Below are 24606 nucleotides of genomic sequence, written 5' to 3' on the forward strand. Positions count from 1 at the left end.
ATACCTTCGGACTTTCTATTCATTTGTCGGCTGTTATGCCTGGTCGTAGCCTCTGTGTGTCCATAAGAGGAGACCGATATGAGCATTCCAAGCCTTACGCAGAATAACCTTCATCTTCCTCCCGATGAAGGCATCAGTCCCGCCGAATTTGCCGCCCGTATTGCGACTGTACGCGCAGCAGTCGAAAAGAGCGGCATGGCCGCGTTGATGGCATTCGGTGATTGTTGGCGCGGCGCCAATATTACCTATTTCACCGAGTTCCGGCCGTTGGATGGTGTTTCGGACATCGCCAGTGCGTTGTTCTTTCTGCCGGCCGATGACGATCCCACCTTGTTCGTTTCGGCTCAGTGCCTGGCTTACGCGCAAAGCGTGACGCCATTCAGCGTGAAGGATTTCCGGGATCTACATTCCACCCTGAGCGCGTTCGCGGCGCGTCATTCAAAGCGCGCCGTAGGACTCGCCGGGGCGGCCTACGTGCCCGCGAACTTGCTCGACAGGGTGCGAACGGGGCTGGCCGAAATGATGCTAGCTCCGACTTCTTTGCTTGCCGAAATCAAGGCCATCAAGAGCGACGCCGAAGTGCGCCTCTTGCGTAAGGCCGCGGCCCTGTCCGACGCCGCCATGGAAGCCATCCGTGACGCGCTTGCCACGGGCGAGCGCTTTACCGAGCGCGAACTGGCGTGGCTGGCCGATCGCGCCATGCTGGCGGGTGGCGCCGACCGCACCGCTTTCGATTCGATGGTGCAGGCCGGTGTGCGCTCAGCCTATAACCTGGCGCGCCCGACGGACCGCTTCGTCGAGCCCGGCGATCTCGTGATGACCGATATTGGCGCGCGCTATCGCGGCTATGTGGCGGACGGTGGCCGAGGTTTCACCTACGGGCCCGCGGATGCCCAGAAGATGAGCATCGTGGCCGCCGCCGCCAGTGCGGTGGAAGCAGGACTCGAGGCCGCGCGTCCCGACATGCAGGCCCAGGAACTCAACGCCGTCATTCAACGCGCATTGGTCGAATCCGGCTATGAAGCATTTTCCAGTGAAGCTCGGGGCCATGGTACGGGCCACGGCACGGGCATGGACCCGGAGGAAGAGGCGCCCTGGATCGGCCCCGGCAATACCACCGTACTAAGAGAAAACATGGTGTTCACGCTAAAGGCCACGATTACCGTGCCCGAGGTCGGTGGGCTTCGCACTGAACGCATTGTGCGACTGACAGCGAAAGGAGTGGAAACGCTCGACAAATTCCCAATGGTCTTGCACTGGTGAAATATTCCAGACGGCAATTTGAAAAAGGCAAAAGTCTGGCCGGTCAATCGACTGTTTATCAGTGGCCAGGCGATGCCATTTAAGTGGTGGGGAGACAATCATGACTACACAATCGGCCCATAGTCAGATTACTGACGGAATGGTCAGGCGGGCATTGGTATCTTCGGTCGTCGGCACGGCAATCGAATGGTACGACTTCTTTCTTTATGCAACGGCTTCGGCGTTGGTATTCGGGCATCTGTTCTTTCCGAAATTCGATCCCGTGGTGGGTACGCTGGCTTCTTTTGGCACCTTTATGGTGGGCTATGTCGCGCGCCCCTTCGGTGCCGTATTTTTCGGGCATTTCGGCGACCGTATCGGGCGCAAGGCGACACTGGTTGCCACGCTATTCATCATGGGGGCGGCAACATTCATCATCGGTATTCTTCCCACGTATGACAGCATTGGCATCTGGGCACCCGCCCTTCTTATCCTGATGCGCCTCTTTCAGGGCATCGGGGTGGGCGGAGAATGGGGTGGCGCGGTTCTGATGGTGGTGGAAACCGCTCCGGCGGAAAAGCGTGGGTTTTACGGCAGCTTTCCGCAGATGGGCGTCCCGATCGGCTTGCTGATGTCGACTGGCGTATTTGCGTTGGCTTCGCAATTGCCGAACGAACAATTCATGAGCTGGGGCTGGAGAATTCCTTTCCTGATCAGTTTTCTGCTGATCATCGTTGGATTGTTCATCCGGCTTCGGGTGACAGAGTCGCCGGTATTTCGTGAACTCAAGGAAGCAAAGGCCGTAGCCAAGGCACCTCTGATCGAATTGCTGCGCACTTATCCGAAGCAGATCATCCTGGCAATCGGCACCCGTTTTGCCACCGACATTACATTCAACGTGATCAACGTCTTCATGCTGGCCTACGGTACCCAGCAATTGGGATTGCCACGAAGCGTGTTCCTGGAGGCCATTCTCATCGGGTGCGCTGTGGAACTGATAACGCTGCCTTTGTTCGGCAGGCTGTCGGACATGATCGGCCGCCGCACCGTGTATATGCTTGGCGCGATATTCGTGACGATCTACGGGTTCGTATTCTTTGCCCTGATCGAGACGCTTCAGCCGGCCTATATCATTCTTGCCTACGTACTGGGTATCGCCTTCAGCCAGGCTTCCACGTACGGGGTGCAGTCGACATGGTTCTCGGAAATCTTCGGTACCCGTGTCCGCTACACCGGCGCGTCCTTGCCGTACCAGATCGCAGGCATCATCACATCGGGACCGGCGCCTTTGCTTTCGGCCTGGCTGTTCGCGGAGTACCAGTCGACGACGCCTATCGCGCTCTATATTGCGGTGACGGCAATCATCAGCCTGGTGTCGGCGTATTTCCTGGAAGAAACCTTCCGGCATAACCTCACAGACCGAAAGGTCGGTGCAACGGTGCCAGAAAGCAATTAACCAGCCCCGTCGGCGGGCCCGCTGCGCCATCGGCACGGGTCCGCTGACAAAACGAGTTCCACGACTGCGGCAAGACTCATCCTCCACGGGGTACGCACGCCGTGAACGACATCCGTGTGTAGAACCGAATCAACCGCCGATGTAAGACATCTCGATCCGCTGGCTACCGGCCGTGGGCGTACCGCGGATTTCCGAGTAGCGATCGCCGCGGGCATTCCAGATGGTGCGGATCATGCGTGCCAGCTGCGCGTCGCCGACGCCCGCGCGCATGGGGCCTCGCAGGTCATGCCCATGGTTGGCGAAGAGGCAGGTGAAGAGGCGGCCGTCCGGTGAGAGCCGGGCGCGCGTGCAATCGCGGCAGAACGCCTGAGTGACCGAAGAGATCAAGCCGATTTCGCCAGTGCCGTCGCGATATTGCCAGCGCGCCGCGACTTCGCCCGGATAGTTCTGGTCGACCGGGTCGAGCGGGAATTCGGCCTGCAGGCGCGCGAGCACCTGCGCGGAGGGGAGCACTTCATCCATCTTCCATCCGTTGCTCATGCCCACGTCCATGAACTCAATGAACCGCAGGATGTGCCCTGTTCCTCGAAAATGGCGCGCGAGCGGCAGGATCTGATCGTCGTTGACGCCGCGCCGCACGACGCAGTTGAGCTTGACGGGAGCCAGCCCGGCGGCGGCCGCGGCTTCCACGCCCGCCAGAACCTGACCAACGGGAAAGCCCACATTGTTCATGCGACGAAAGATCGAGTCGTCGAGTGCGTCCAGGCTGACCGTCACGCGCCGCAGTCCCGCATCGGCCAACACGCGCGCCTTGTCGGCGAGCAGCGAGCCGTTGGTCGTGAGCGTGACTTCCGTGCCGAGGGCCGCGAGCTCGGCGATCAGGCATTCGATATCGCGGCGCAACAATGGCTCGCCGCCAGTGATGCGGATCTTGCTCACGCCTTCCGCCACAAAGAGCCGTGCAATGCGGACGATCTCGGAGAAGCTCAATAGATCGGTGCGCGGCAAGAAGACGTGTTTGCGGCTGAATTCATTCTTCGGCATGCAGTAGCTGCAGCGGAAGTTGCAGCGATCGGTGACCGATATTCGCAAGTCACGCATCCGGCGCATCTCACGATCGACGAGCGCGCCGCCGCCATCCTTCGGATCAGGCTGACGTTGGGTGACGTGCGTCGAAGTGGTTTGGGTCGTGTCGATCATCTTCGTGTATGCGCAGTACCAGGGAGCCGAGGCCAACGGAGCCCAACCGCCGGGTACGTTCGTGTCGCCTGAGATACGCAGATCATGCCGCCAGCATTGCGACACGTGTCGTCCATTTTCTGCAGGGCAAGATCGCTGCACCCGGACGACCGGTGATTGTCGAGCATGCACCGTGCCATCTCGTGCGATCCGCGCTGGCCGAATCGATGCCTGCTGACCGGGAGCGCAAACCAGCACCCGCGACATGCCGGTTCGTTCTCCGCGCGGGCGTTGCAGACGACAAAGCCGCGTCTGGCGCCCGCCATTCTAGGCGGACGGCACCGCCAGCATTTGAGTACATGTCATTCGACAGTGTCGAACTGTCGTCACCACGCTCCCGCCATCGTCACTTCTGACGAACATCAGCGCGTTCCCTTTCTCGATTCGACGTAAGTCCTTGTGGCGAAAGGGCGTGCGCCAGGCCTGACGCGCGTTCCGCTCGTGGCATGGATTCTGCATTTGCACTGGTCATTATTCATAGTGCCGCAATACCCGGGGGAGTTTCTGGTCATGAATCGCTTCGTGATTGCGGAGCCTTCGCGCTGTTATGGCTGCAACACGTGCATGGCGGCGTGCTCGGTCGTGCACAAGGCGGTCGGCCTGCAGGGGCAGCCGAGGCTGAAGGTCGTCACCAGTGGTGATCGCACGGCGCCCATGCTGTGTCGCCAGTGTGACGATGCGCCCTGCGCGCGGGTGTGCCCGGTGAAGGCCATCACTCATGAGCACGACGCCATCGTGCTCAACGAGACCCTCTGCATTGGTTGCAAGCTGTGTGCGATCGCCTGTCCATTCGGCGCCATCACGCCGGGCGGCACGCCCGTCACCGGTGTCGTGGCCACGGGGCAGGGCTATGTCTCTCCGGCAATGCTCGCGCCGCAAGAGCCGGGCGCGGCGAGCGATAGCGTGCATACCCTGCATCCGCTGCTGGCGTGGTCGCCCGGTGTACGGAGCGTGGCCGTCAAGTGCGATCTGTGCGACTTCCGCGCCACCGGGCCGGAATGCGTGCGTGTGTGTCCGACGAAGGCGTTGGTGATGGTGGCGGATTCGGAATTGTCCGATGCGGGCCAGACCAGCCGTGTCAGGGCCGCAGCGGCGCTCGACATCCCCGGGCCCTTTACTGCATCCGAGGAGGCCGGCTCATGAGCGTCGCACTCAATCTGCTGATCATCTCGCTGGCGTGCTATGCCGTGGGCACGGCGGTATCCCTGCTGCTGACCGGCGCGGAAGCCGTGGCGACCCGCGTCGCGGCGGTGGCCGGCGTGCTCGGCGGTGCCGCAGGGGTGGCGGGATCGGCGCCCATTCTGCTGTCGGGCAGTACGATCAGATTCGTCCTGGACGGGCCGTTCTCCTTCGCCCAGTTCGCCGTGCGCATCGATCCGCTGGCGGCGCTGATGGTGTTCGTCATTTCGCTGGTCGGCTGCGCGTCTTCGCTCTATTCGCTTTCTTATGTGCGCGAGTACGCCGGGCGCGGCGCGTGGGCGATAGGCTTCTTCATGAACGTGTTCATCGCCTCGATGGTGATGCTGGTGACGGTCGATAACGCGTTCTACTTCATCGTCTTTTTCGAGATGATGTCGCTGGCCTCGTATTTCCTTGTCATCTTCGACCAGGACAAGGAATCGGTGAGCGCAGGCTTCCTGTATTTCCTCATTGCGCACGCCGGCTCCGTGCTGATCATGGCGGCGTTCCTCATTCTCTACGCCCACAGCGGCAGTCTCGATTTCGAAAGCTTCCGCCAGCTCAAATTGTCGCCGGTGCTGGCCTCGCTGGTGTTCCTGCTGGCGTTTTTCGGCTTCGGCGCCAAGGCGGGCATCGTTCCGTTGCATGGCTGGCTGCCGCGCGCTCACCCGGCAGCGCCGTCGCATGCCTCGGCGATGATGTCGGGCGTGATGGTGAAGATCGGCGTGTTCGGTATCGTCAAGGTCGGGGTCGACCTGCTCGGTGCCTCGCAGGCATGGTGGGGAATTCTCGTGCTGGCCTTCGGCGCCGTCTCTGCCGTTCTCGGCGTGCTCTATGCGCTGGCCGAGTCGGACCTCAAGCGCCTGCTGGCGTATTGCACCGTGGAGAACGTCGGCATCATCCTCATGGGGGTGGGCGTCGGGATGATCGGTGTCGCCACCGGCAACATGGCCCTGGCTGTCATCGGTCTGCTTGCCGGCTTCTACCATCTGCTCAACCACGCCGTCTTCAAGGGATTGCTGTTCCTCGGCGTGGGCGCGGTTCTCTATCGCACGCATACCCGTGACATGGCAAAGCTGGGCGGTCTGGCCAAGCGGATGCCATGGACGGCGGGTACGTTCCTGATCGGCAGCATCGCGATCTGTGCGTTGCCACCATTCAACGGTTTCGTCAGCGAGTGGTTCACCTATCAGGGGCTGTTCTCGCTCGGACATGGCGGCGACTTCGCTGCGCGCATCGCGGGTCCGGTCGGCATGGTCATGCTTGCATTGACTGGCGCCCTGGCCACCGTGTGCTTCGTCAAGGCGTGGGGCGTCACGTTCTCCGGCCTGCCGCGCAGCGAGCATGCGGACGAAGCCACGGAAGTGCCGCGGCCGATGGTTGCCGCGCTGGTCATGCTGGCAGCATGTGCCGTACTGCTTGGCGTGGGCGCCTCGGTCGTGGCGCCGGCGATGGCAGGCGTGGCTTCTGCGCTCACCCATGCGCCCTTGACGGCGGTTGCCAGCGGTACGGTCGTGTTCCCGGCCAACAGCGGGCAGGCGGTGCTGTCCATGCCCTTGCTGACGCTGATCCTGATTGGCACCTTGTGCGTGCCGCTGCTGCTGGTGGCAGCGTTGAAGGGCGCCCGGCTGGCACGCCGCCATGCCGGCGATGCGTGGGCTTGCGGCTACGTGCAGGAAGAGGTGATGACGGTGTCGCCCAGCGGCCTCGCACAGCCGATCCAGCACTTGTTCTCACCGCTCTACCGATTGCGTGACGTGCTCAGTCCCGCCCGCGCCAGCCGACGCGCCATCGACTGGATGGTGGATGCAACGACACGCATGGAGCCGGTCTGGGACAACACGGTCGTCCTGCGCTGCGCGCACGCGGTGCAGTGGACGGGGCGGCAGATCCAGTGGCTCCAGCACGGCGATTTCCGCGTCTATTGCCTGTACGTGGTGGCCACGCTGGCCGTTCTTCTTCTCGTCGCGATCTAGGAGTTGTTCATGCCAAATCTCGGGATGCTCCTTCTCGCCATCGCGCAAGCCCTGCTTCTGCTGGCGCTCGCTCCGCTCATGACCGGCGTGTCTCGCATGATCCGCGCGCGAATGCACTCGCGGCGCGGCCCGGGCGTGTTACAGGACTATCGCGACATCGCCAAGCTGCTGCGGCGGCAGGACGTGGCGCCAGCCGCGTCCGGATTCGTATTCCGCGCGACGCCGAGCGTGAATCTCGGCTGCATGCTGCTGCTGGCGATGGCGCTGCCGATCTTCACCCACCTGTCACCGGTAGGGGTGCTGGCCGACCTGATTACGTTCGCATACGTTCTGGGGCTGGCGCGATTCTTCTTCTCGCTGTGCGGCGTTGATTCCGGCAGCTCGTTCGCGGGCATCGGTGCTGCGCGCGAACTCACGATGGGCGCGCTCGTCGAGCCGACGATGATTCTCTCGCTCGTGGTCGTGGCGCTCGTCGTCGGCAGTACCAACCTGGGCACGATCGCGTCAGCGCTGGCCGGTGGCTCCTACTTCGTGTCGCCGGTGGCGCTGGTGACCGCAATGTTTGCCTTCGCCTTTGCCGTGTTCATCGAGATGGGCAAGCTCCCCTTCGACATGGCCGAAGCCGAACAGGAACTGCAGGAAGGGCCGCTGACCGAGTATTCGGGGCCGTCCCTGGGTATTTTCAAACTCGGCCTGGCGCTTAAGAAAGTGGTGCTCGCGCAGTTCCTGCTTGGCGTGCTGCTGCCGTTTGGCAACCTCGGGACGCTCGCCGGCGCGGCCTGGATCGTTTCGCTGGTGGCCCTGCTCGTCAAGTTGCTGTTGGTGTTCGTACTCGCGGGGCTCGTCGAGAACAGCATGGCGCGCGGTCGCTTCGTGCTCACCTCGCGCGTGACGTGGGTGGGTTTCGCCTTTGCCGTGCTGGCGTTCGTCTTCTATCTCACGGGTTTCTGAGGAGTCGGGTCGATTATGGACAACATTGCACTCGCGACCATCCTGTTGCCTGTGCTGGGAGCAGCCCTGACGGCGGTCAGTCCTCAGCGTGCGGCCAAGTGGGTGGCGCTGGTGTTCGCCGCGCTGGCCGCACTCAGCGTGATCTGCCTGGCGGTGGACTTCAGCGATGCCGGGCGGGTGCCGACGCACTACACGCTGTTGAGCCTTGGCACCGCAGAAGTCATCGGACTGACGCTCGACAGCATCAGCGTACTGGTGGCGATCGCCGTGGTGGTGCTCGGTTTGCTGATGGTCGCGTATTCCACCGACTACCTCACGCTCGGCAATCGCGAACATCCGCATGAGGGGCGTCCTCGCTACTACGCATTTCTGCTGTTGTTCATCGGAGCGATGGCGGGGCTGGTGTTCTCGTCCACGCTGCTCGGGCAGCTCGTCTTCTTCGAGATCACCGGCGCCTGTTCGTGGGCACTCATCGGCTACTACGAGAAACCCAGGGCGCTGGGTTCGGCGGCCAAAGCGCTGATCATCACGCACATCGCCGCGATCGGCCTGTATTTCGCCGCCGCCCTGCTGTTCGTGAAGACGGGCACTTTCTCGATCAGCGCCCTTGCCGGCCTCGATGATGCAACCAAGACGCTGATTTTCTTTGGCGTGCTCTTCGCCGCCTGGGGCAAGTCGGCGCAACTGCCGCTGCATGCCTGGTTGCCCGACGCCATGGAGGCGCCCACGCCCATCAGTGCGTATCTCCATGCGGCTTCGATGGTCAAGGTTGGCGCCTTCATCTTCGCCCGTGCCATCCACGAAGCGGGCGCCGTGCCCCACGTCGTGGGCTGGGTCGGCGTGGTGATGGCAACGATCACGATGGTCTACAGCTTCCTGCTCTATCTGCCGCAGAAGGACATGAAGCGGCTGCTGGCCTATTCGACGATCTCGCAGCTCTCGCTCATCTTCATGGCGCTGTCGCTGGCGATCTTCGGTTCGCAACTGGCCTTCAAGGGCGCCATCGCGCACATCTTCAACCATGCGTTCGCCAAGAGCCTGTTCTTCCTGGTTGCCGGCGCGCTGTCCTACACCTGCGGCACCCGCATGTTGCCGTCGCTGCGAGGTCTGCTTCGCAACGTGCCGTTGCTGGGTGTGAGCTTCTGCGTGGCCGCACTTGCCATCACAGGCGTGCCGCCCTTCAGCGGGTTCTTCAGCAAGTTTCCGATCTTTGCCGCGGGCTTCCAGTTGTCGGCCGAGCACATCCTGCTCCTGCCGCTGGTCGTGATCGCCCTGATCGAATCAGTGGGGAGTTTTGCCTGGTTCCTGCGGTGGTTCGGCGACACTTCGCCGGGCACGCCGTCGCAGGCCGTTGCCGATGCCGCCCCGGTACCGCCGATGATGCAGACGGTGCTCGTGGTGCTGATCATCATGTGTGTGGCGTCCAGCTTCATCGCCGCAAATTGGCTCGGTTAGCACGAAGAATTGCGGATAAGGAAATAAGCAATGGATGGATCGATGGTCGTCAATAGCCTGGCCGCGGTGCTCATCGTCACGTCGCTGCTGGTCACCGCGGCGAGCGACACGGCTCGCGCGGCGAGGCTGTATGCGGTGCAGTCGCTCGTTCTGGTGGCGATCTTCGTCGCGCTGGCAGTCGCGCACGGCGCGGAGGAGCTCTACCTGTGGGCGGCTTCGGCTTTTGTCACCAAGGTCATCCTGGTGCCGATGATCATGCTGCGCGCGCTGCCTTCGCTGTCGCCGCAGGACGATCTGCCGGGCGTGCTCAAGCCCGCGTGGCTGGTACTGGCGGCGGCGCTCATCGTAGGGCTGTCGTGCTACGCCGTTTCTTCGGTACACATCGCGCTGGTCGAACCGCTCAAGCCGGCGCTGGGCATTTCGCTCGGGCACTTCCTGTTCGGGCTCGTCTGCATCGTCACCCAGCGCAGCATCCTCAAGCAGATCTTCGGTTTCTGCCTGATGGAAAACGGCTCGCACCTGACACTCGCGCTGCTCGCCTACAAGGCTCCGGAGATCGTCGAGATCGGTGTCGCGACCGACGCCGTGTTCGCCGTCATCATCATGGTGGTGCTGGTTCGCCGGATCCAGCGCACCCTGCAATCGCTCGACGTGAAGCAACTCACTGCCTTGAAGGGCTGACGCCATGAATCACGCGGATTTACTCTCCGTCCTCTTGCTGGTGCCGTTGGCGACGTCGGTGCTATGCCTGGCGTCGCGCCTGTTCGGGTCTGCTGCCCACGTGGTGGCCCGCGCCCTGCATGCCATCGGGATCACGGCCCTGCTGGCGCTGACAATCGTCGTGGTGATCGAAGTGGCGGCCGCTGGCGAAGTCGCGGCATTCGGCAGTTGGGTGCGCGTCGACAGCCTGGGGGCGATATTCGTCGGGCTGATCGGGGTGATCGGTTTCCTGACCGGGCTGTACTCGATCGGTTACATGAACCACGAACTGGCCAGCTCCGAGGTCGACGCCGGGCAGCTCTGCAACTACTACGGCATATTCAACCTGTTCATCTTCACGATGCTGTTGGCCGCGACTGCCAATAACATCATTGCGATGTGGGTGGCGATTGAAGCCACGACGCTTGCTTCCACGTTCCTTGTGGGGTTCTATGGACAGCGCTCCTCTCTTGAGGCCGCGTGGAAGTACATCGTCATCTGTACCGTAGGCGTCGCTTTCGGCCTCTACGGGGTCGTGCTGGTGTATTCCAACGGCGCCGGCGTCCTGCCGCACACCGCTGACGCGGCTTTCTGGACGCACTTGCTGGCGCATGCCGATGTGCTCGACCCGACGCTGGTCAAGCTCGCCTTTGTGTTCGTGCTGATCGGCTTCGGCACCAAGGCGGGATTCTTCCCGATGCATGCGTGGCTGCCCGACGCTCACTCCGAAGCCCCCAGTCCCACGAGCGCGCTGCTGTCGGCCGTCCTGCTCAACTGTGCGTTGCTGGTGGTCGTGCGTTTCTACATGCTCGCCGCGGCGAGCATCGGACCGGCTTTCCCGCAGACCCTGATGATCGTCTTCGGCCTGCTGTCGATTGCGGTGGCGGCGTTCTTCATCATCGTCCAGCGCAACATGAAACGACTGCTGGCGTATTCCAGTGTCGAGAACATGGGCCTGATCGCGCTGGCCTTCGGCATCGGCGGCCCGTTAGGCGTCTTCGCCGCGCTGCTGCACACCATCAATCACAGCCTTGCCAAGGCCTTGCTGTTCTGCGGCTCGGGCAATGTGCTGCTGCGCTACGGCACGCCGGATCTCGATGCGGTCAAAGGTCTCTTGCGCGTCGCGCCGCTGACCGCCGTCCTGCTGGGCGCCGGTGCCCTGGCGCTGGCGGGGGTGCCACCGTTCAATGTGTTCGTCAGCGAGTTCATGATCGTCACGGCGGGCATTCACGCAAATCACACATGGCTCATGGTTGTGACATTGCTGCTGCTGACCGTCGTGCTCGCAGGGCTCGTGCGGATGGCTGCCGGCATGCTGTTCGGGCCAGCGCCGGAAGCCGTGCCGAAGGCCGAGACGGGGGTGCTCACGCTGCTGCCCATGGCAATCCTGCTCGTGCTCATGGTTGTCATGGGGGTACGTGCGCCGACGGGGCTGGTCAGCCTGGTCGATAACGCTACGCAGATCGTGTTGTCGGGCGCGGCCGCGCATGAGGCTCGCGTCGCACAGGCTCATCAGGCAGCAGTGGAACAAAACGCAATACCGCCTGCGCCGACGACGGCGCTGGCAGGGAGACAATGAATATGTCCGTGGCAGAACACACCCGAACCGGTCGCAACTACGTCGCCGGACTGCGCGAGCGGTTTCCTTCTGCCGTGCTGGAGGAGGCCTGGCAGACCGCCGACCAGGTGACCGTGACGGTCACGCCCGATTCGCTGCCGGATGTCGTGGCCTGGCTCTACTACGATCAGGGCGGCTGGCTCTCCGTATTGTTCGGCAATGACGAACGTACGCTCAACGGCCATTTCGCGGTCTACTACGTGCTTTCGATGGAGGGGGCGGTAAAGAGCTGGGTCGTCGTCCGCACCTTGGTGGACGCCGTGGCCCAGGAATACCCCTCGGTCACGCCGAAAGTCCCCGCGGCCGTGTGGGGCGAGCGCGAAGTGCGCGACATGTACGGGCTGACTCCCGTGGGCTTGCCGGACGAGCGCCGGCTCGTGCTGCCGGACGACTGGCCCGATGGGCTCTATCCGCTGCGCAAGGACACGATGGGTTATGACCAGCGGCCGACGCCCACCACCGACACGGAGACGTACACCTTCGTGAATGATGGCGGCGAAAGTCGCGTGGTGCCGCTCGGACCGCTGCACATCACATCCGACGAGCCGGGGCATTTTCGTCTGTTCGTCGACGGCGAAGACATCGTCGATGCCGACTACCGCCTGTTCTATGTGCATCGCGGCATGGAAAAGCTCGCCGAAACGCGCATGGATTACGATCAGGTCACTTTCCTGGCCGATCGTGTGTGCGGCATCTGCGGCTTCACGCATAGCGTGGCGTACGCCACTTCGGTGGAAAACGCACTCGGGCTCGAAGTACCGGCACGTGCAAAGTTCATCCGCTCGATCTTCCTCGAAGTCGAGCGCCTGCACAGCCACCTGCTGAACCTCGGGCTGGCGTGTCACTTCACCGGTTTCGATACCGGCTTCATGCAGTTCTTCCGCGTGCGCGAAAAGGCCATGACTCTGGCCGAAATGCTCACGGGGGCGCGCAAGACCTACGGCATGAACCTGATTGGCGGCGTACGTCGCGACATCCTCAAGGACGAACGCACCAAGACGCTGAAAGTCATCGGCGAGTTGCGCGCGGAAATCACGCCGCTCGTCGACATGCTGCTGCAGACGCCCAACCTCAAGCAGCGCACGCAAGGTGTCGGTCGCCTCGACCCGCAAGTGGCGCGCGACTACAGCCCGGTCGGCCCGCTCGTGCGCGCCAGCGGTTTCGTGCGGGACATTCGCGCCGATCACGATTACGCCGCGTACGGCTCGCTGCCGATGAGCGTTCACACCGAGCAGAGCTGCGACGTGCTCGGACGCGTGCTCATCCGCGTGCGCGAGTTCTACGATTCGCTGGCGATGATCGAGTACGCGCTCGACAACATGCCGGAAGGACCGATCCTGGTTGAAGGATTCGCCTACAAGCCGCACGCTTTTGCGCTCGGCTTTGCCGAAGCGCCGCGTGGCGAAGACATCCACTGGAGCATGATCGGCGACAACCAGAAACTGTACCGCTGGCGCTGCCGGGCGCCGACCTACGCCAATTGGCCGCCGCTGCGCCACATGCTGAGGGGCAACACCGTTTCGGATGCGCCGCTCATCGTCGCCAGCATCGACCCCTGTTACTCCTGCACCGATCGCGTCACGCTGGTTGATGTGAAAAAGCAGAAGTCCACCACGGTGCCGTACAAGGAAATCGAGCGTTACGGCCGTGAGCGCAAGAATTCGCCGCTGAAGTAAGGGACGAGGACATGTTCAAGCTGCTCAAGATCATCGCCCGCGCAGGAGAGGCCACGGAGAAGTACCCGTTTGCTCCGATGCCGGTGTCGCCCGGTTTTCGTGGCAAACCCGAATACACGTCGCAGCAGTGCATTGCCTGTGCGGCCTGCGTGCTGGCTTGCCCGCCCAACGCGCTGACGGTAAAGACCGACGCCGATGCGTGCACGCGCACCTGGTCCCTGAACCTGGGGCGCTGCATCTTCTGCGGACGCTGCGAAGAGGTGTGCCCGACCGGCGCCATAGAACTGTCGCCCGAATTCGAGCTGGCGGTGGGCAGCAAGGCCGACCTGTTGCAGCAGGCGACTTTCACGCTGATGCGGTGTCGGCAATGCGACACGCCTTTCGCGCCCACCAAGGAAGTTGAATACGCGTTGGCGCTGACCGTGCAGCAGGGCGTGCCGGAGAGCGACCTGGAATCGCTGCGTGCCCGTTTTGAAACCTGCCCGGACTGCAAGAGATTGCACACGCTGGACGCCACCGATGCTCGCCGCTACGTCGTGAAGGGAGCCGCCTGACATGAACAAGCCCGTCGACACGCCCCTGGCCTTTGCTCCACGCGATGCAAACGGCATGCCGCAGCCCCTGAGCGTATCGGAGAGCGCGCAGGCGCTAAAGAAAACCCTTCTCGGCGATATCCAGCGTTCCGCCTACGTGTATCGCGTCGATTGCGGGGGCTGCAATGGCTGCGAGATCGAGATTTTTTCCGCCATCACGCCGGTGTTCGATGCCGAGCGCTTCGGCATCAAGGTGGTGGCTTCGCCGCGTCACGCCGACATCCTGCTCTTTACCGGGGCGGTCACACGCATGATGCGCATGCCGGCGCTGCGCGCCTACCACGCCGCGCCCGATCCGAAGATCGTTGTGTCGTACGGCGCCTGCGGGTGTAGCGGCGGTATCTTCCACGACCTCTACTGCGTATGGGGCGGGACCGACAAGGTGGTACCGGTGGACGTATTCATCCCCGGCTGTCCTCCGACTCCGGCCGCCACGATCTATGGTTTTGCGGTGGCGTTGGGACTGCTCGACCAGAAGCTCAAGGCGCGTCACGACAACGAAGCCGACGGCGATCGCGCCGCACTGGCTCATCCGGGCATTCCGCATGATCTTCGCGTGCAGATCGAGCGCGAGGCCCGGCGCATGGCAGGCTATCGGCACGGCGGCCAGCTTGCCGACGATTTTCTCGGGCTGGTCGCTCAAGCGACGTCCGCTGGCGAGTTCGAAGCCGCCGTCAGTCGCCACCTTGCAGAAAGAGACGACCCGCGCCGATCCGAAATATTCGCGTCTTTCCTGACGCTATGCTCGGCGAGCGGCCAAGGTACGAAGCCGTGAGCCGTGGCGTTGAATCCAAGGTGGTCTTCTACCAGCTTGGACAGAAATTCCTCGACGAGAAAGAGGCCGCATCGGCTGAGGCCGGGCAGGTCGTCTACTACTCGCTCGCCATCGGGCATCACGTTGGCGTCATCGATTGCCTGCGCCCGATCCTGGATTGTCCGCTGCGCGAATTCGCCGCATGGCTCGAGAGCTGGCCGGAAGGCCCTGCGCGCAGCAAGTTGTCGGGCCTGCTGAGTTTTGGCGAAATCAACATCGACGCCAGCCACGTTTCCATGCTCGCGCCGGCCCTGGCCGAACATGCGGCCTTCTCGGAGCAGGTGTCCCAGTGGGCGGAGACACTCCTGCAGGCTTTGCGCGCAATCGAGGCCGAGCCCGCCATCTATTTGATTGGTCGTCGCCGCTAAGAGCATGTTCAAAATCTTGCTGCGAGGCTGCGATCGGGGCTCATGCGCTGCTCAACATCCTCATTTATCAACATAAACTCCGGTTGTGCGCTGCTCTTCACCCCGCTGACGGCCTCTCGCGACAGACTTTGAACACGCTCCACGAATGAACTCCAACATCATTCTCACCGTCGGCAACAGCATGATGGGCGACGACGGCGCCGGGCCGATGCTGGCTGCACTGCTGACCGGACAGCCCGCGCCGGGTTGGCAGGTGATCGATGGCGGATCGGCGCCGGAAAACGCGGCGCACGAGATTTCCGCGGTGGCGCCCGAACGCGTGCTGATCGTCGATGCGGCGGATATGGGGCTGTCGCCCGGACAGATGCGCCTGATCGACGAGGCGGCGATCAGCGAAATGTTCATCATGACAACGCACGACCTGCCGCTCAGCTTTCTCATGCAGCGTTTGCGCGAAAGCGCGGGCGAAGTGCTGTTCCTGGGCATCCAGCCCGATCTGGTCGCGTTCGGTTTTCCGATGTGCACGGCTGTCAGCGAGGCGGTGACGGCACTGCACCGGCAGTTGGTCTCCGGGCGGGACCCCGCCACGTTCGATCGCCTGGGCGATCCGGAGTTGTCGTAGAACTGTAATGACTTGCCAGATGTGTTTGTGGCAGCGCAAAGTCTCTACATGACCGTCTAATCTTCCGACGCAGCAGCGATAGCATAGAGGTATGGTCGCCAGCCATTTCTCTTCCGCTAAGTCAGCTCCCTTACTCTTGGCTCATGCGCTCGGAGAGCCGCGTGATATCAAGTCCTTGCTGAGCGCGCTCGAAAGACATTTGGCGTGCCGCGTGAATATTGTGTTGGCGGGCACAGCGCAGTTGGCGGAGGGTGTCTATTTCCTCGCCGATTCCGGGCAACTGGAATGCTGGACAGACGTATCCTCCTTGCCTGCGGGCAATCTCCTTCGTACTCGCCACGCGGCCTCTCCCTACCAATGCGACGGCAGCGTTCTACGTGCCGACTTCCCTTCGTCTGTCGCGCTGGCACCGTACCGGCGGCTGGGGCATTACGTGACATGCCCGCTGCAGGCGGACATCTGCCTGGGCGGGATTGAGTACATCCTGGGGGAAGCGGGCATCGGCGACGTCGACGTTACCTTCCTGAGCCAGGTCGCCGGGCTGGTTGCCAACGCGCTGGTGCGGATCGAGCAAAGGCAGGCGGACTTCGAGTGTGAAGAACAGGCGCAGCAGGAGCGACGCAGCTTGCAGGTGCTGGTGGACATCACCAATTCCGTTCTGTCGACGCTCGATGTCCAGGATATGGTGCGCAACGTGGCGGAAGCGATGCGCAGTTCCTTCGGTATCGACTACGTCGGCCTGGATCTGCCGGACATGGACGGGGCCGTATTTCATTCGTACGAGGTGCGGTTCGGGCCGAGGAGCGACATGCGCGTCGAATGCCGCGACATCGCTCCCGTCGATTCGCTGGGGTGGCGCGCCCTGCAAAGTGGCAAGGCCTGGGTTGGCGACGAACGTACGCTCCGCCAGCTTCTTGCCAACAATCCGTGCGTCGCTCGTTTGCTCAACGAAGGCTTCGTGATGGCCTGCGCGTTGCCCTTGCTGTCGGGGCACAAGGTCATCGGCGTGCTGAATCTGGCATTCAGCCGCATGTCCGCGCTGCTGCGCGACGAGATGCCCTTGTTGCAGCAGGTGGGGGCGCGGATCGCGCTGGGGCTTGGCAACGCATTGGCGTACCAGGAGATCTCGCGACTTCGCGACAGACTCGCCAGCGAGAACTTCCTGCTCGAGCAGGACATCCGCAACTATCAGGGCTCGGACGAGATCATCGCGACAAGCCCCGCCATGGCCTGCGTGCTCGAGCAAGTGGAGATGGTCGCCGACAGCGACTGTTCCGTACTGATCCTGGGAGAGACGGGTACCGGCAAGGAACTCATCGCGCGCGCCATCCACCGACTCAGCCGGCGGCGCGAACAACGCATGGTGACAGTCAGTTGCGCCGCGATTCCCGCGGGCCTGCTGGAGAGCGATCTGTTCGGCCACGAGAAAGGCGCCTTCACGGGCGCGGCCGCGCGCCACATCGGTCGTTTCGAGACGGCCAGCCAAGGCACACTGTTCCTCGATGAAGTAGGGGACCTGCCGCTCGACCTGCAGCCCAAGTTGCTGCGCGTCCTGCAGGAGCGCGAAATCGAGCGGGTGGGCGGCAGCGCCGTCATTCCGGTCGATGTGCGTGTCATTGCCGCCACCTGCCGCGATCTGCACAACATGGTGAACGCGGGCGAATATCGCAACGACCTGTACTACCGTCTTAACGTTTTTCCGATCACTGTGCCGCCGTTGCGCGAGCGGCCGGACGATATCCCGCTTCTGGCCAATTTCTTCATGCGTCGCAGCGCGCGACGAATGAATCGGGCCATCGACCAGATCAAGACGACGGCAATCGATCGTCTCATGGAGCATTCCTGGCCCGGCAACGTGCGCGAGCTCGAGAACGTCATCGAACGCGCAGTCATTCTCACGCGCGGCAGCACCCTCGATGTGTCATTGACGACCGTGCGTCACGAAGACATGCCGAAACGGGGCGCCTTTGATAATCGGCCGTTGATCCCGGTCCGTTCGGCGCCCCTGCGTGACGGAGAAGCCGCTCAGTCAGAGCGCGAGCGCATCATTTCCGCGCTGCGCGAGACGCGCGGCATCGTCGCCGGTCCACGCGGCGCCGCGGTGCTGCTTGGACTCAAACGCACGACACTGCTGTCCCGCATGCATCGCTTCGGAATCTCGGTCAACGCCGCGCTTGCTCTGGACGAAGCACGCTGAGCGCGCTTGCCGACCTCAGTAAGCGACGAATCCGTTGGTGCGGCAGAAACTGAACAGGCGAACGCCCGCTTCGTGCGCGATGCGTATTGCCAATGCAGTGGGGGCGGAGGCTGTCGCCAGCACCGGAAGGCCGACGCGAGCCGCTTTCCGTACCAGCTCATAGCTTGCGCGGCTGGTGAGGAAGACGACACCGGCCGTGGTGTCCACGTCGTGGCGCGCAATCCAGCCGATGAGTTTGTCCAGCGCGTTGTGACGGCCGATGTCCTCGAAGGCGCGGACGACCTCGCCTTGCGAATTGCACCAGGCGGCCGCATGGGTGCATCCGGTTGCGCCCATCAGGGGCTGATGGGCCGGCAGCGCATCGAGAATGCGCTGGATCAGGGCTTCGTCCACCGTCACCGCTGAAGCAGTACGCACGCGCTCTGGGTGAAGGTCCAGCAGCGACAGGCTTTCCGTGCCGCACACGCCGCATCCCGTACGGCCGGCGAGCGTCCGCCGGTGCTCCTTCAGACCGAGAAAGGCTCGCTGCGTCACGGTGAGTTGAATCTCGACACCATCCGTCAGCCAGTTGACCTCCATGTCGAGGATTTCCCGTCGATGCGTGACGATACCCTCCGACAATGCAAAGCCCTCGGCGAACGTTTCGAGGTCCTGCGGCGTTGCCATCATCACGGCATGCGAAATGCCGTTGAATACGAGCGCTACCGGGAACTCTTCCGCAACGACGTCACGGCAAGTCGTGACCTCGCCGGAGTGGTGGCGCGACACACTCAGTTGCTGGGTGGTCGCCTGTTCGTTCGAAGGGTCTGACGCAATCATGTGACGGGAACGCGGCCCCTCACGGGGCCGCGATGCCAGATGGCACTCAGGCCAGCGCGGCCTTGCGCATGTCGGCCTTCATCTTGCCGTAAGTCTGCTTGACGTGATTCTCGGCCCAGTTCTGGTCAGCGATAGGTTCAACCTTGACCGCGCTGAACTTGTATTCGGGCGTCTTCGAGATCGGGTCGAGATGGTCGGCAGTCAGCGCGTTGCATGCGCCGATCCACCATTGGTAAGTCATGTAGACCGCACCCTTGTTAACGCGCTCGTTGATGTTGGCGCGCGTGATGACCTTGCCCCGGCGCGACGATATCCAGACGAGCGACTGGTCCTTGATGCCGTACGTCCTGGCGTCGTCCGGGTGAATCTGCACGAAGCCCGGTTCGTCGGCCAGGGTCTGCAGTGCCGAGCAGTTCCCCGTCATCGAGCGGCACGAGTAGTGGCCCACTTCACGCACCGTGCACAGCCCCAAGGGGTAATCGGCGTCTACCTTCTCCAGGGGCGGGCGCCACTCTGTGCCGAACAGTCGGGCCTTGCCGCTGGGCGTGTCGAAGGTGAAGCCCTTGTAGAGCCAGGGTGTGCCCGGATGATCTTCGGTCGGGCAGGGCCACTGGACATAGCCCAGGTCGGCCATCTTCTCGTAGGTGGCGCCGGTGTACAGATGGCACAGACCACGCAGTTCGTCCCAGATTTCCTGCGCGTTGTTGTACTTCATCGGATAGCCCATGGCTGTCGCCATCAGACTGTGGATCTCCCAGTCATCCTTGACGTCGCCCTGTGCTTCCACCGCCTTGTAGCACCGCTGGAATCCGCGGTCGGCGCTGGAGAAGACATTCTCGTGTTCGCCCCACGACGTGGCCGGGAAAATGACATCGGCGATCATGGCCGTCTTGGTCATGAAGATGTCCTGCACGATGATCAGCTCGAGCTTTTCAAGTTCCGCGCGCAGTGCATTGACGTCCGGGTCCGTTTGCAGCGGGTCTTCGCCAAATATGTAGTAAGCCTTGAGCCTGCCTTCGTGGATCTTGTGCGGCACTTCAGTGATGCCGATGCCGTTCTCGGCCGGCAGGGCGGCGATGCCCCAGGCCTTGGCGAACCTGTCGCGCGCCTGTGCGTCGCTGACCGGGTAGTAACCGGGCAGGGTGTTGGGCAAGGCCCCCATGTCGCACGCGCCCTGAACGTTGTTCTGGCCACGCACCGGGCCAACGCCAACATTGGGACGCCCCAGGTTGCCCGTCACGGTTGCCAGGCTCGACAGGCCCTTGACCACATCGACAGCCTGCCCCCATTGCGTCACACCCATTCCCCACAGGATCGTGGCCGTCGGCGCGGCAGCGTACATGCGCATGGCTTCGCGGATGAGGTCCGGGTCCAGCCCTGTGATGTCGGCGACGTACTCCGGCGTGTACTTGGCGACCGCGGCCTTGTATTCCTCGAAGCCTTCGGCGTAATTCGCGACGAAATCCGGCTTGTAGAGGTTCTCGTTGATCAGCACGTTGGCGAAGGCGTTGACCAGCGCCATGTTGGAGCCGTTCTTCAGCGGCAGATACAGATCGGCCAACCGCGCGGTTTCGATGTAGCGCGGATCGCACACGATGATCTTGGCGCCTTTTTCCTTGGCCTTGATGATGCGGTTCGCCACGATGGGGTGCGAGTCCGCCGCGTTGTATCCGAATACCAGGATGCACTTCGTGTCCTCGATTTCGGGAATCGAGTTGCTCATGGCGCCGTTGCCGAGCGTCACCATCAGCCCGGCCACCGAAGGGCCGTGGCAGACGCGCGCGCAGCAATCGATGTTGTTGGTGCCGATGACTGCCCGGGCGAATTTCTGCGCGATGTAGTTCGATTCATTGCCGGTGCCGCGCGAAGAGCCGGTCACCATGATCGAATCGGGGCCGTATTTGGCCTTGATTTCCTTCAGACGCCCGGCTGCGAAGCTGATCGCCTCATCCCACGACACGGCTTCGAATTCAGCGCCGCGCTGCCGACGCAGTAGCGGCTGCCGCAGGCGCGGCGTGAGCAGTTTGGTGTCGTTGAGGAAGTCCCACCCGTAGTAGCCCTTCAGGCACAGCGCCCCCTCATTGGTCACCCCGTTTGCGCCTTCGGCTCCGACGACCTTGTTGTCCTTCACCAGGAGGTTGATCTTGCAGCCTGAACCACAGTAGGGGCAGACCGTGATGACTTTTTTCATGTCACAAACCCTTTCAAATCGAGAAGTCGCCGAGGCTCAAAATTGAGTTTTGCTGTCCAGGCTCTGAGCGGCCAGTTCGCGGCGGCGCTGCAAAGTGGCAGTCATGACGGATTGGTCAACCAGCCGGATGGCGTTGGTCGGACAGGCCGTGATGCATGCCTGCCCATCGGCCCGGTCAATGCACAGATCGCACTTTTGAGCCTCCGACTTCGCGCGGCGCGAGGCAAAGAATGTTTGCGGCTGAGCAGGAGCCGTCACGTTGACGACGTTCATGGCGCCGTAAGGGCAGGCCACGACACAGCTCTTGCAGCCGATGCAGCGTGACTGCACGACCTGCACGCTGTCGTGGGCGAAGACGATTGCATTCACGGGGCACGCCTTGGCGCAGGGTGCGTCGTCGCACTGGCGGCACATGACTGCCGTCGTGATCGAGCCGATGCGCTGGACCGTCAGGCGCGGCGAAAAATTCTGGGGGGTCAGCGCAGTGTCTTCATCGAGGGGATGTGCCATCGCACAAGCGACTTCGCAGGTGCGGCAGCCGATACATTTGCTAGGTTCGGTGATGACAAACCGGTTCATTTGACGAGCTCCTCATTTGGAACGTGCCATAGGCGCGCTGGACGGTTGTGCCTCCGTCCTTTCAATTGCATGTGTGACGCATAAGGCATGCCAGTTGTCGTCCCTGTCCCGATGCGCTGGAACTACACTTGCTTGGCTGCGGTGCGGCTGCTCGATCGCGATGGAATCCGGCGGAGAGCGATGTGCCGCCGAGTGTCGAACGACAGCTTTTCGACACTTTTGACGACGCTCGTCAGCCGCCGGGACGGTCAAATTGCTGGATCAAGGAAATGCATGAACTGACATTGGCGGAGCGTGCCATCGCCATGGCCGAAGAAGTGGCCCGCCGCGCGGGGGCGCGCTGCATCACGCGCGTTCGCCTTGGCATCGGCGCGCTGGCGCATGTCGACGCTGATACGCTCATCTATTGCTGCGGCCTCGTCGCGCGCGAAACGCTGGCCGAAGGCGCCGAGATTGTTGCGGAACGCATCGCCGGCGAGGCATGGTGTGCAACTTGCAAGCAAGCCGTCGAGTTGTCGCGGGTTGGAAATGCCTGTCCGCACTGCGGTGGATTCGAGTTGGAAGTCGTAGCGGGGGATGAGATGCAGATCCTCGATATCAGCGTCGCGAGCCGCTGACGAAACTGTTCCGGCCTTGCTGTACGAGCCCGGTCTTGCCAGTGGCGCGGGGCGGGAATGATTGGAGTTGTGCAATGTGTAGCACTTGCGGCTGCGGCGGCGGCCAGACTGTCATTGGTGGCGTGCCGATCAGCTACGCCGCTGGCGCGCGGCGCAAGCGGAATGTGGTTCCCCTGCAGGCGGCACATGCCCCCGACACGACCGGCGAGCAGATATTGCGGATCGAGCGCGATCTGCTGGCCGACAACGATGCGCAGGCTGCCATCAACCGCACAGTCTTCGCCGAGCGGGGTCTGTTCGTGCTCAATTTCGTCTCGAGTCCCGGGTCGGGCAAGACCACGCTGCTGGCCGACACCATCCGGCGCTGGCAAGCGCGTACGCCGCTTGCCGTCATCGAAGGCGATCAGCAGACGGAGAACGACGCCGACCGCATTCGCGCGGCCGGCGCGCCGGCAGTCCAGATCAATACGGGCAAGGGATGTCACCTGGACGCCCACATGGTGAGCAACGCGGTGGCGCGGCTGGTCGAAGACGACGCTCTGCCGCGCGACGGTCTGCTGTTCATCGAGAATGTCGGCAATCTCGTCTGCCCGGCTGCCTTCGATCTGGGCGAGGCGCACAAGGTGGTCATCCTGTCCGTTACCGAAGGCGAGGACAAGCCGCTCAAATACCCCGACATGTTCCGTGTCGCCGACTTGCTGATCATGAGCAAGGTCGACCTGCTGCCATTCGTCGACTTCGATGCCGAGGCGGCAATCGCCCATGCGCGCAAGGTGCGGCCGGGATTGCCCGTGCTGAAACTGTCGACCCGCACCGGAGAAGGCTGCGACGCGTGGCTGGCGTGGCTCGCGGCAGGATGCGCGGCGAGCCGCCATGAGGCAGCGGCGACTGAAGACGCATCGAATCGATGAGGACCGCGAAATGTGCCTGGCCATTCCCGCTCGTGTGATCGAACTTCTGCCTGACGAGCGCGCGTGCGTGGAACTCGGCGGCGTGAAGAAAGAGATTTCGCTGTCGCTGCTCGATGGGGTGTGCGTGGGCGATTACGTCATCGTGCACGTCGGCTTCGCCATCGGGCGCATCGATCCGCAGGAAGCCGAGCAGACGCTTGCCACGCTGGCCGACATGGCGGCCGTGAGCGAAGACGAATCGCTGCTGACGCCGCCGCTGGCTTGAGAACACGTCAATGAAATACGTCGACGAATTTCGCGATGGCACACTGGCGCGCGGCCTGGCGCAGACGATAACGGCCGAGGCGAGACCCGGGCGGACCTATCGCCTGATGGAGTTCTGCGGAGGGCACACGCATGCCATATCCCGCTACGGCATCGCCGATCTGCTGCCTTCGTCGGTACAACTGATCCATGGCCCCGGCTGCCCCGTGTGCGTGCTGCCGATCGGGCGAATCGATGCCGCCATTGCATTGGCGCGCGAGCACAACGTGATCCTCTGTTCGTACGCCGATACGCTGCGCGTGCCGGCGTCGAAAGGCGTCTCGCTGCAACACGTCCGTGCTGCCGGGGCCGATGTGCGCATGGTTTATTCGTGCGCCGATGCGCTGCGCATCGCACAGGACAATCCCTCGCGCGAAGTCGTCTTCTTTGCCATCGGCTTCGAGACGACAACGCCGATGACGGCCGCGGTCGTCATGCAGGCCGCCGCAATGGGCGTGCGCAATTTCAGCGTGTTCTGCAACCACGTGCTCACGCCTCCGGCGATGTCGCACATTCTGGAGTCAGAGAGCGACGCCGCGTTGGACGGGCTGATTGGGCCGGCCCACGTGAGTACGGTGATCGGCTCCCGGCCCTACGAGAAATTCGTTTCCGAATCCGGCTGCCCCGTGGCGATTTCCGGCTTCGAGCCGCTCGATGTCATGCAGTCCATATTGATGCTGGTGCGCCAGCTCAATGACGGCCGCGTGGCCGTCGAAAACCAGTTTCAGCGTGCGGTGACACGCGACGGCAACGTCAAGGCGCAGGCGATGATGGCCAAGGTATTTTCGCTTCGAGAGACCTTCGAGTGGCGCGGCCTGGGCGAGATCCCGGCCAGCGCACTGCGCATCGCGGATGACTTTGCCGACTTCGACGCTGAACGGCGCTTTGCGGTCGGCTATCGCAGCGTCGCCGATCCGAAGGCCTGCGAATGCGCTTCCATCCTGCGAGGACTCAAGCGCCCGGCCGACTGCCGCGTATTCGGCACCGCCTGCACGCCCGATCACCCGATCGGCGCATGCATGGTGTCCTCAGAGGGCGCCTGCGCGGCGCACTACACCTACGGTCGCCATGCTGTGACTGCAATCACTTCACCGAACTGAC

Annotated in this window: 22 protein-coding genes; 18 read left to right on the forward strand and 4 right to left on the reverse strand. The window is 62.9% G+C overall.

The features are described from left to right. Window positions 1–78 precede the first annotated feature (78 nt). Both ACDA63_RS11160 and ACDA63_RS11165 read left to right on the forward strand, forming a co-directional pair. Entirely contained in the window at window positions 79–1263 is a 1185-nt protein-coding gene (locus ACDA63_RS11160; RefSeq protein ID WP_373663318.1) for a M24 family metallopeptidase, read from the forward strand. Window positions 1264–1363: 100 nt separating this feature from the next. Continuing rightward, on the forward strand, window positions 1364–2698 hold the full coding sequence (locus ACDA63_RS11165; RefSeq protein ID WP_373663319.1) for an MFS transporter: 1335 nt from the start codon (window positions 1364–1366) through the stop codon (window positions 2696–2698). Window positions 2699–2827: 129 nt separating this feature from the next. Here ACDA63_RS11165 and moaA read toward each other — a convergent pair whose 3' ends face one another. After that, window positions 2828–4144 (reverse strand): GTP 3',8-cyclase MoaA, encoded by a 1317-nt coding sequence (gene moaA / locus ACDA63_RS11170; protein WP_373663320.1) that lies wholly within the window; start codon window positions 4142–4144, stop codon window positions 2828–2830. Between the two features lie 303 nt (window positions 4145–4447). On the opposite strand from moaA, the gene ACDA63_RS11175 reads away from it, so the two are divergent. From ACDA63_RS11175 to ACDA63_RS11230, 12 genes are all read left to right on the forward strand, one after another. Next, on the forward strand, window positions 4448–5080 hold the full coding sequence (locus tag ACDA63_RS11175; RefSeq protein WP_373663321.1) for a 4Fe-4S dicluster domain-containing protein: 633 nt from the start codon (window positions 4448–4450) through the stop codon (window positions 5078–5080). After that, on the forward strand, window positions 5077–7092 hold the full coding sequence (hyfB, locus tag ACDA63_RS11180) for a hydrogenase 4 subunit B (protein WP_373663322.1): 2016 nt from the start codon (window positions 5077–5079) through the stop codon (window positions 7090–7092). Before ACDA63_RS11175 ends, hyfB begins: the two co-directional genes overlap by 4 nt. Window positions 7093–7101: 9 nt before the next feature. After that, a complete protein-coding gene (locus ACDA63_RS11185) occupies window positions 7102–8043 on the forward strand; it encodes a respiratory chain complex I subunit 1 family protein (RefSeq protein ID WP_373663323.1) in 942 nt (313 codons plus the stop codon). Between the two features lie 15 nt (window positions 8044–8058). Continuing rightward, window positions 8059–9498, forward strand: coding sequence for a hydrogenase 4 subunit D (locus ACDA63_RS11190; protein ID WP_373663324.1), 1440 nt, complete (start codon window positions 8059–8061; stop codon window positions 9496–9498). A gap of 30 nt (window positions 9499–9528) precedes the next feature. Continuing rightward, on the forward strand, window positions 9529–10179 hold the full coding sequence (gene hyfE, locus ACDA63_RS11195) for a hydrogenase 4 membrane subunit (RefSeq protein WP_373663325.1): 651 nt from the start codon (window positions 9529–9531) through the stop codon (window positions 10177–10179). Window positions 10180–10183: 4 nt separating this feature from the next. Next, window positions 10184–11776, forward strand: coding sequence for a hydrogenase 4 subunit F (locus tag ACDA63_RS11200; protein ID WP_373663327.1), 1593 nt, complete (start codon window positions 10184–10186; stop codon window positions 11774–11776). Between the two features lie 2 nt (window positions 11777–11778). Further along, on the forward strand, window positions 11779–13491 hold the full coding sequence (locus tag ACDA63_RS11205; protein WP_373663328.1) for an NADH-quinone oxidoreductase subunit C: 1713 nt from the start codon (window positions 11779–11781) through the stop codon (window positions 13489–13491). 11 nt (window positions 13492–13502) lie between these two features. Beyond that, a complete protein-coding gene (locus tag ACDA63_RS11210; protein ID WP_373663329.1) occupies window positions 13503–14045 on the forward strand; it encodes a formate hydrogenlyase complex iron-sulfur subunit in 543 nt (180 codons plus the stop codon). A gap of 1 nt (window position 14046) precedes the next feature. Continuing rightward, window positions 14047–14859, forward strand: a complete 813-nt coding sequence (locus ACDA63_RS11215) for an NADH-quinone oxidoreductase subunit B family protein (RefSeq protein ID WP_373663330.1) — start codon at window positions 14047–14049, stop codon at window positions 14857–14859. Then, the gene (locus ACDA63_RS11220; protein ID WP_373663331.1) at window positions 14856–15266 is read left to right on the forward strand and encodes a formate hydrogenlyase maturation HycH family protein; all 411 of its coding nucleotides are present in this window, start codon (window positions 14856–14858) and stop codon (window positions 15264–15266) included. Before ACDA63_RS11215 ends, ACDA63_RS11220 begins: the two co-directional genes overlap by 4 nt. 145 nt (window positions 15267–15411) lie before the next feature. After that, window positions 15412–15888, forward strand: a complete 477-nt coding sequence (gene hycI, locus ACDA63_RS11225) for a hydrogenase maturation peptidase HycI (RefSeq protein ID WP_373663332.1) — start codon at window positions 15412–15414, stop codon at window positions 15886–15888. A gap of 211 nt (window positions 15889–16099) precedes the next feature. Continuing rightward, on the forward strand, window positions 16100–18085 hold the full coding sequence (locus ACDA63_RS11230) for a sigma 54-interacting transcriptional regulator (protein ID WP_373663333.1): 1986 nt from the start codon (window positions 16100–16102) through the stop codon (window positions 18083–18085). 15 nt (window positions 18086–18100) lie between these two features. Here the strand turns inward: ACDA63_RS11230 and fdhD are convergent, their stop codons facing one another. The 3 genes from fdhD to ACDA63_RS11245 are packed head-to-tail and all read right to left on the reverse strand — an operon-like array spanning window position 18101 to window position 21674. Next, window positions 18101–18904, reverse strand: coding sequence for a formate dehydrogenase accessory sulfurtransferase FdhD (gene fdhD / locus ACDA63_RS11235; protein ID WP_373663334.1), 804 nt, complete (start codon window positions 18902–18904; stop codon window positions 18101–18103). Between the two features lie 46 nt (window positions 18905–18950). Next, the gene (fdhF, locus tag ACDA63_RS11240; RefSeq protein ID WP_373663335.1) at window positions 18951–21095 is read right to left on the reverse strand and encodes a formate dehydrogenase subunit alpha; all 2145 of its coding nucleotides are present in this window, start codon (window positions 21093–21095) and stop codon (window positions 18951–18953) included. 36 nt (window positions 21096–21131) lie between these two features. Continuing rightward, window positions 21132–21674 carry a 4Fe-4S dicluster domain-containing protein gene (locus tag ACDA63_RS11245; protein WP_373663336.1) on the reverse strand — a complete coding sequence of 181 codons (543 nt, stop codon included), beginning with the start codon at window positions 21672–21674 and terminating at the stop codon, window positions 21132–21134. A gap of 269 nt (window positions 21675–21943) precedes the next feature. Here ACDA63_RS11245 and hypA point away from each other — a divergent pair, with 269 nt between their 5' ends. The 4 genes from hypA (at window position 21944) to hypD (ending at window position 24605) form a co-directional block, all read left to right on the forward strand. After that, window positions 21944–22291: a hydrogenase maturation nickel metallochaperone HypA gene (hypA, locus tag ACDA63_RS11250; protein ID WP_373663337.1), complete on the forward strand. Its 348-nt coding sequence runs from the start codon at window positions 21944–21946 to the stop codon at window positions 22289–22291. Window positions 22292–22365: 74 nt separating this feature from the next. Further along, complete coding sequence (gene hypB / locus ACDA63_RS11255) at window positions 22366–23202, forward strand: hydrogenase nickel incorporation protein HypB (protein WP_373663338.1); 837 nt, start codon at window positions 22366–22368, stop codon at window positions 23200–23202. A gap of 10 nt (window positions 23203–23212) precedes the next feature. Beyond that, a complete protein-coding gene (locus ACDA63_RS11260) occupies window positions 23213–23467 on the forward strand; it encodes a HypC/HybG/HupF family hydrogenase formation chaperone (RefSeq protein WP_373663339.1) in 255 nt (84 codons plus the stop codon). A gap of 10 nt (window positions 23468–23477) precedes the next feature. After that, on the forward strand, window positions 23478–24605 hold the full coding sequence (gene hypD / locus ACDA63_RS11265; RefSeq protein WP_373663340.1) for a hydrogenase formation protein HypD: 1128 nt from the start codon (window positions 23478–23480) through the stop codon (window positions 24603–24605). Window position 24606: the final 1 nt, after the last annotated feature.

The sequence above is a fragment of the Uliginosibacterium sp. sgz301328 genome, assembly GCF_041807905.1.
GTDB lineage: Bacteria > Pseudomonadota > Gammaproteobacteria > Burkholderiales > Rhodocyclaceae > JBGVSA01.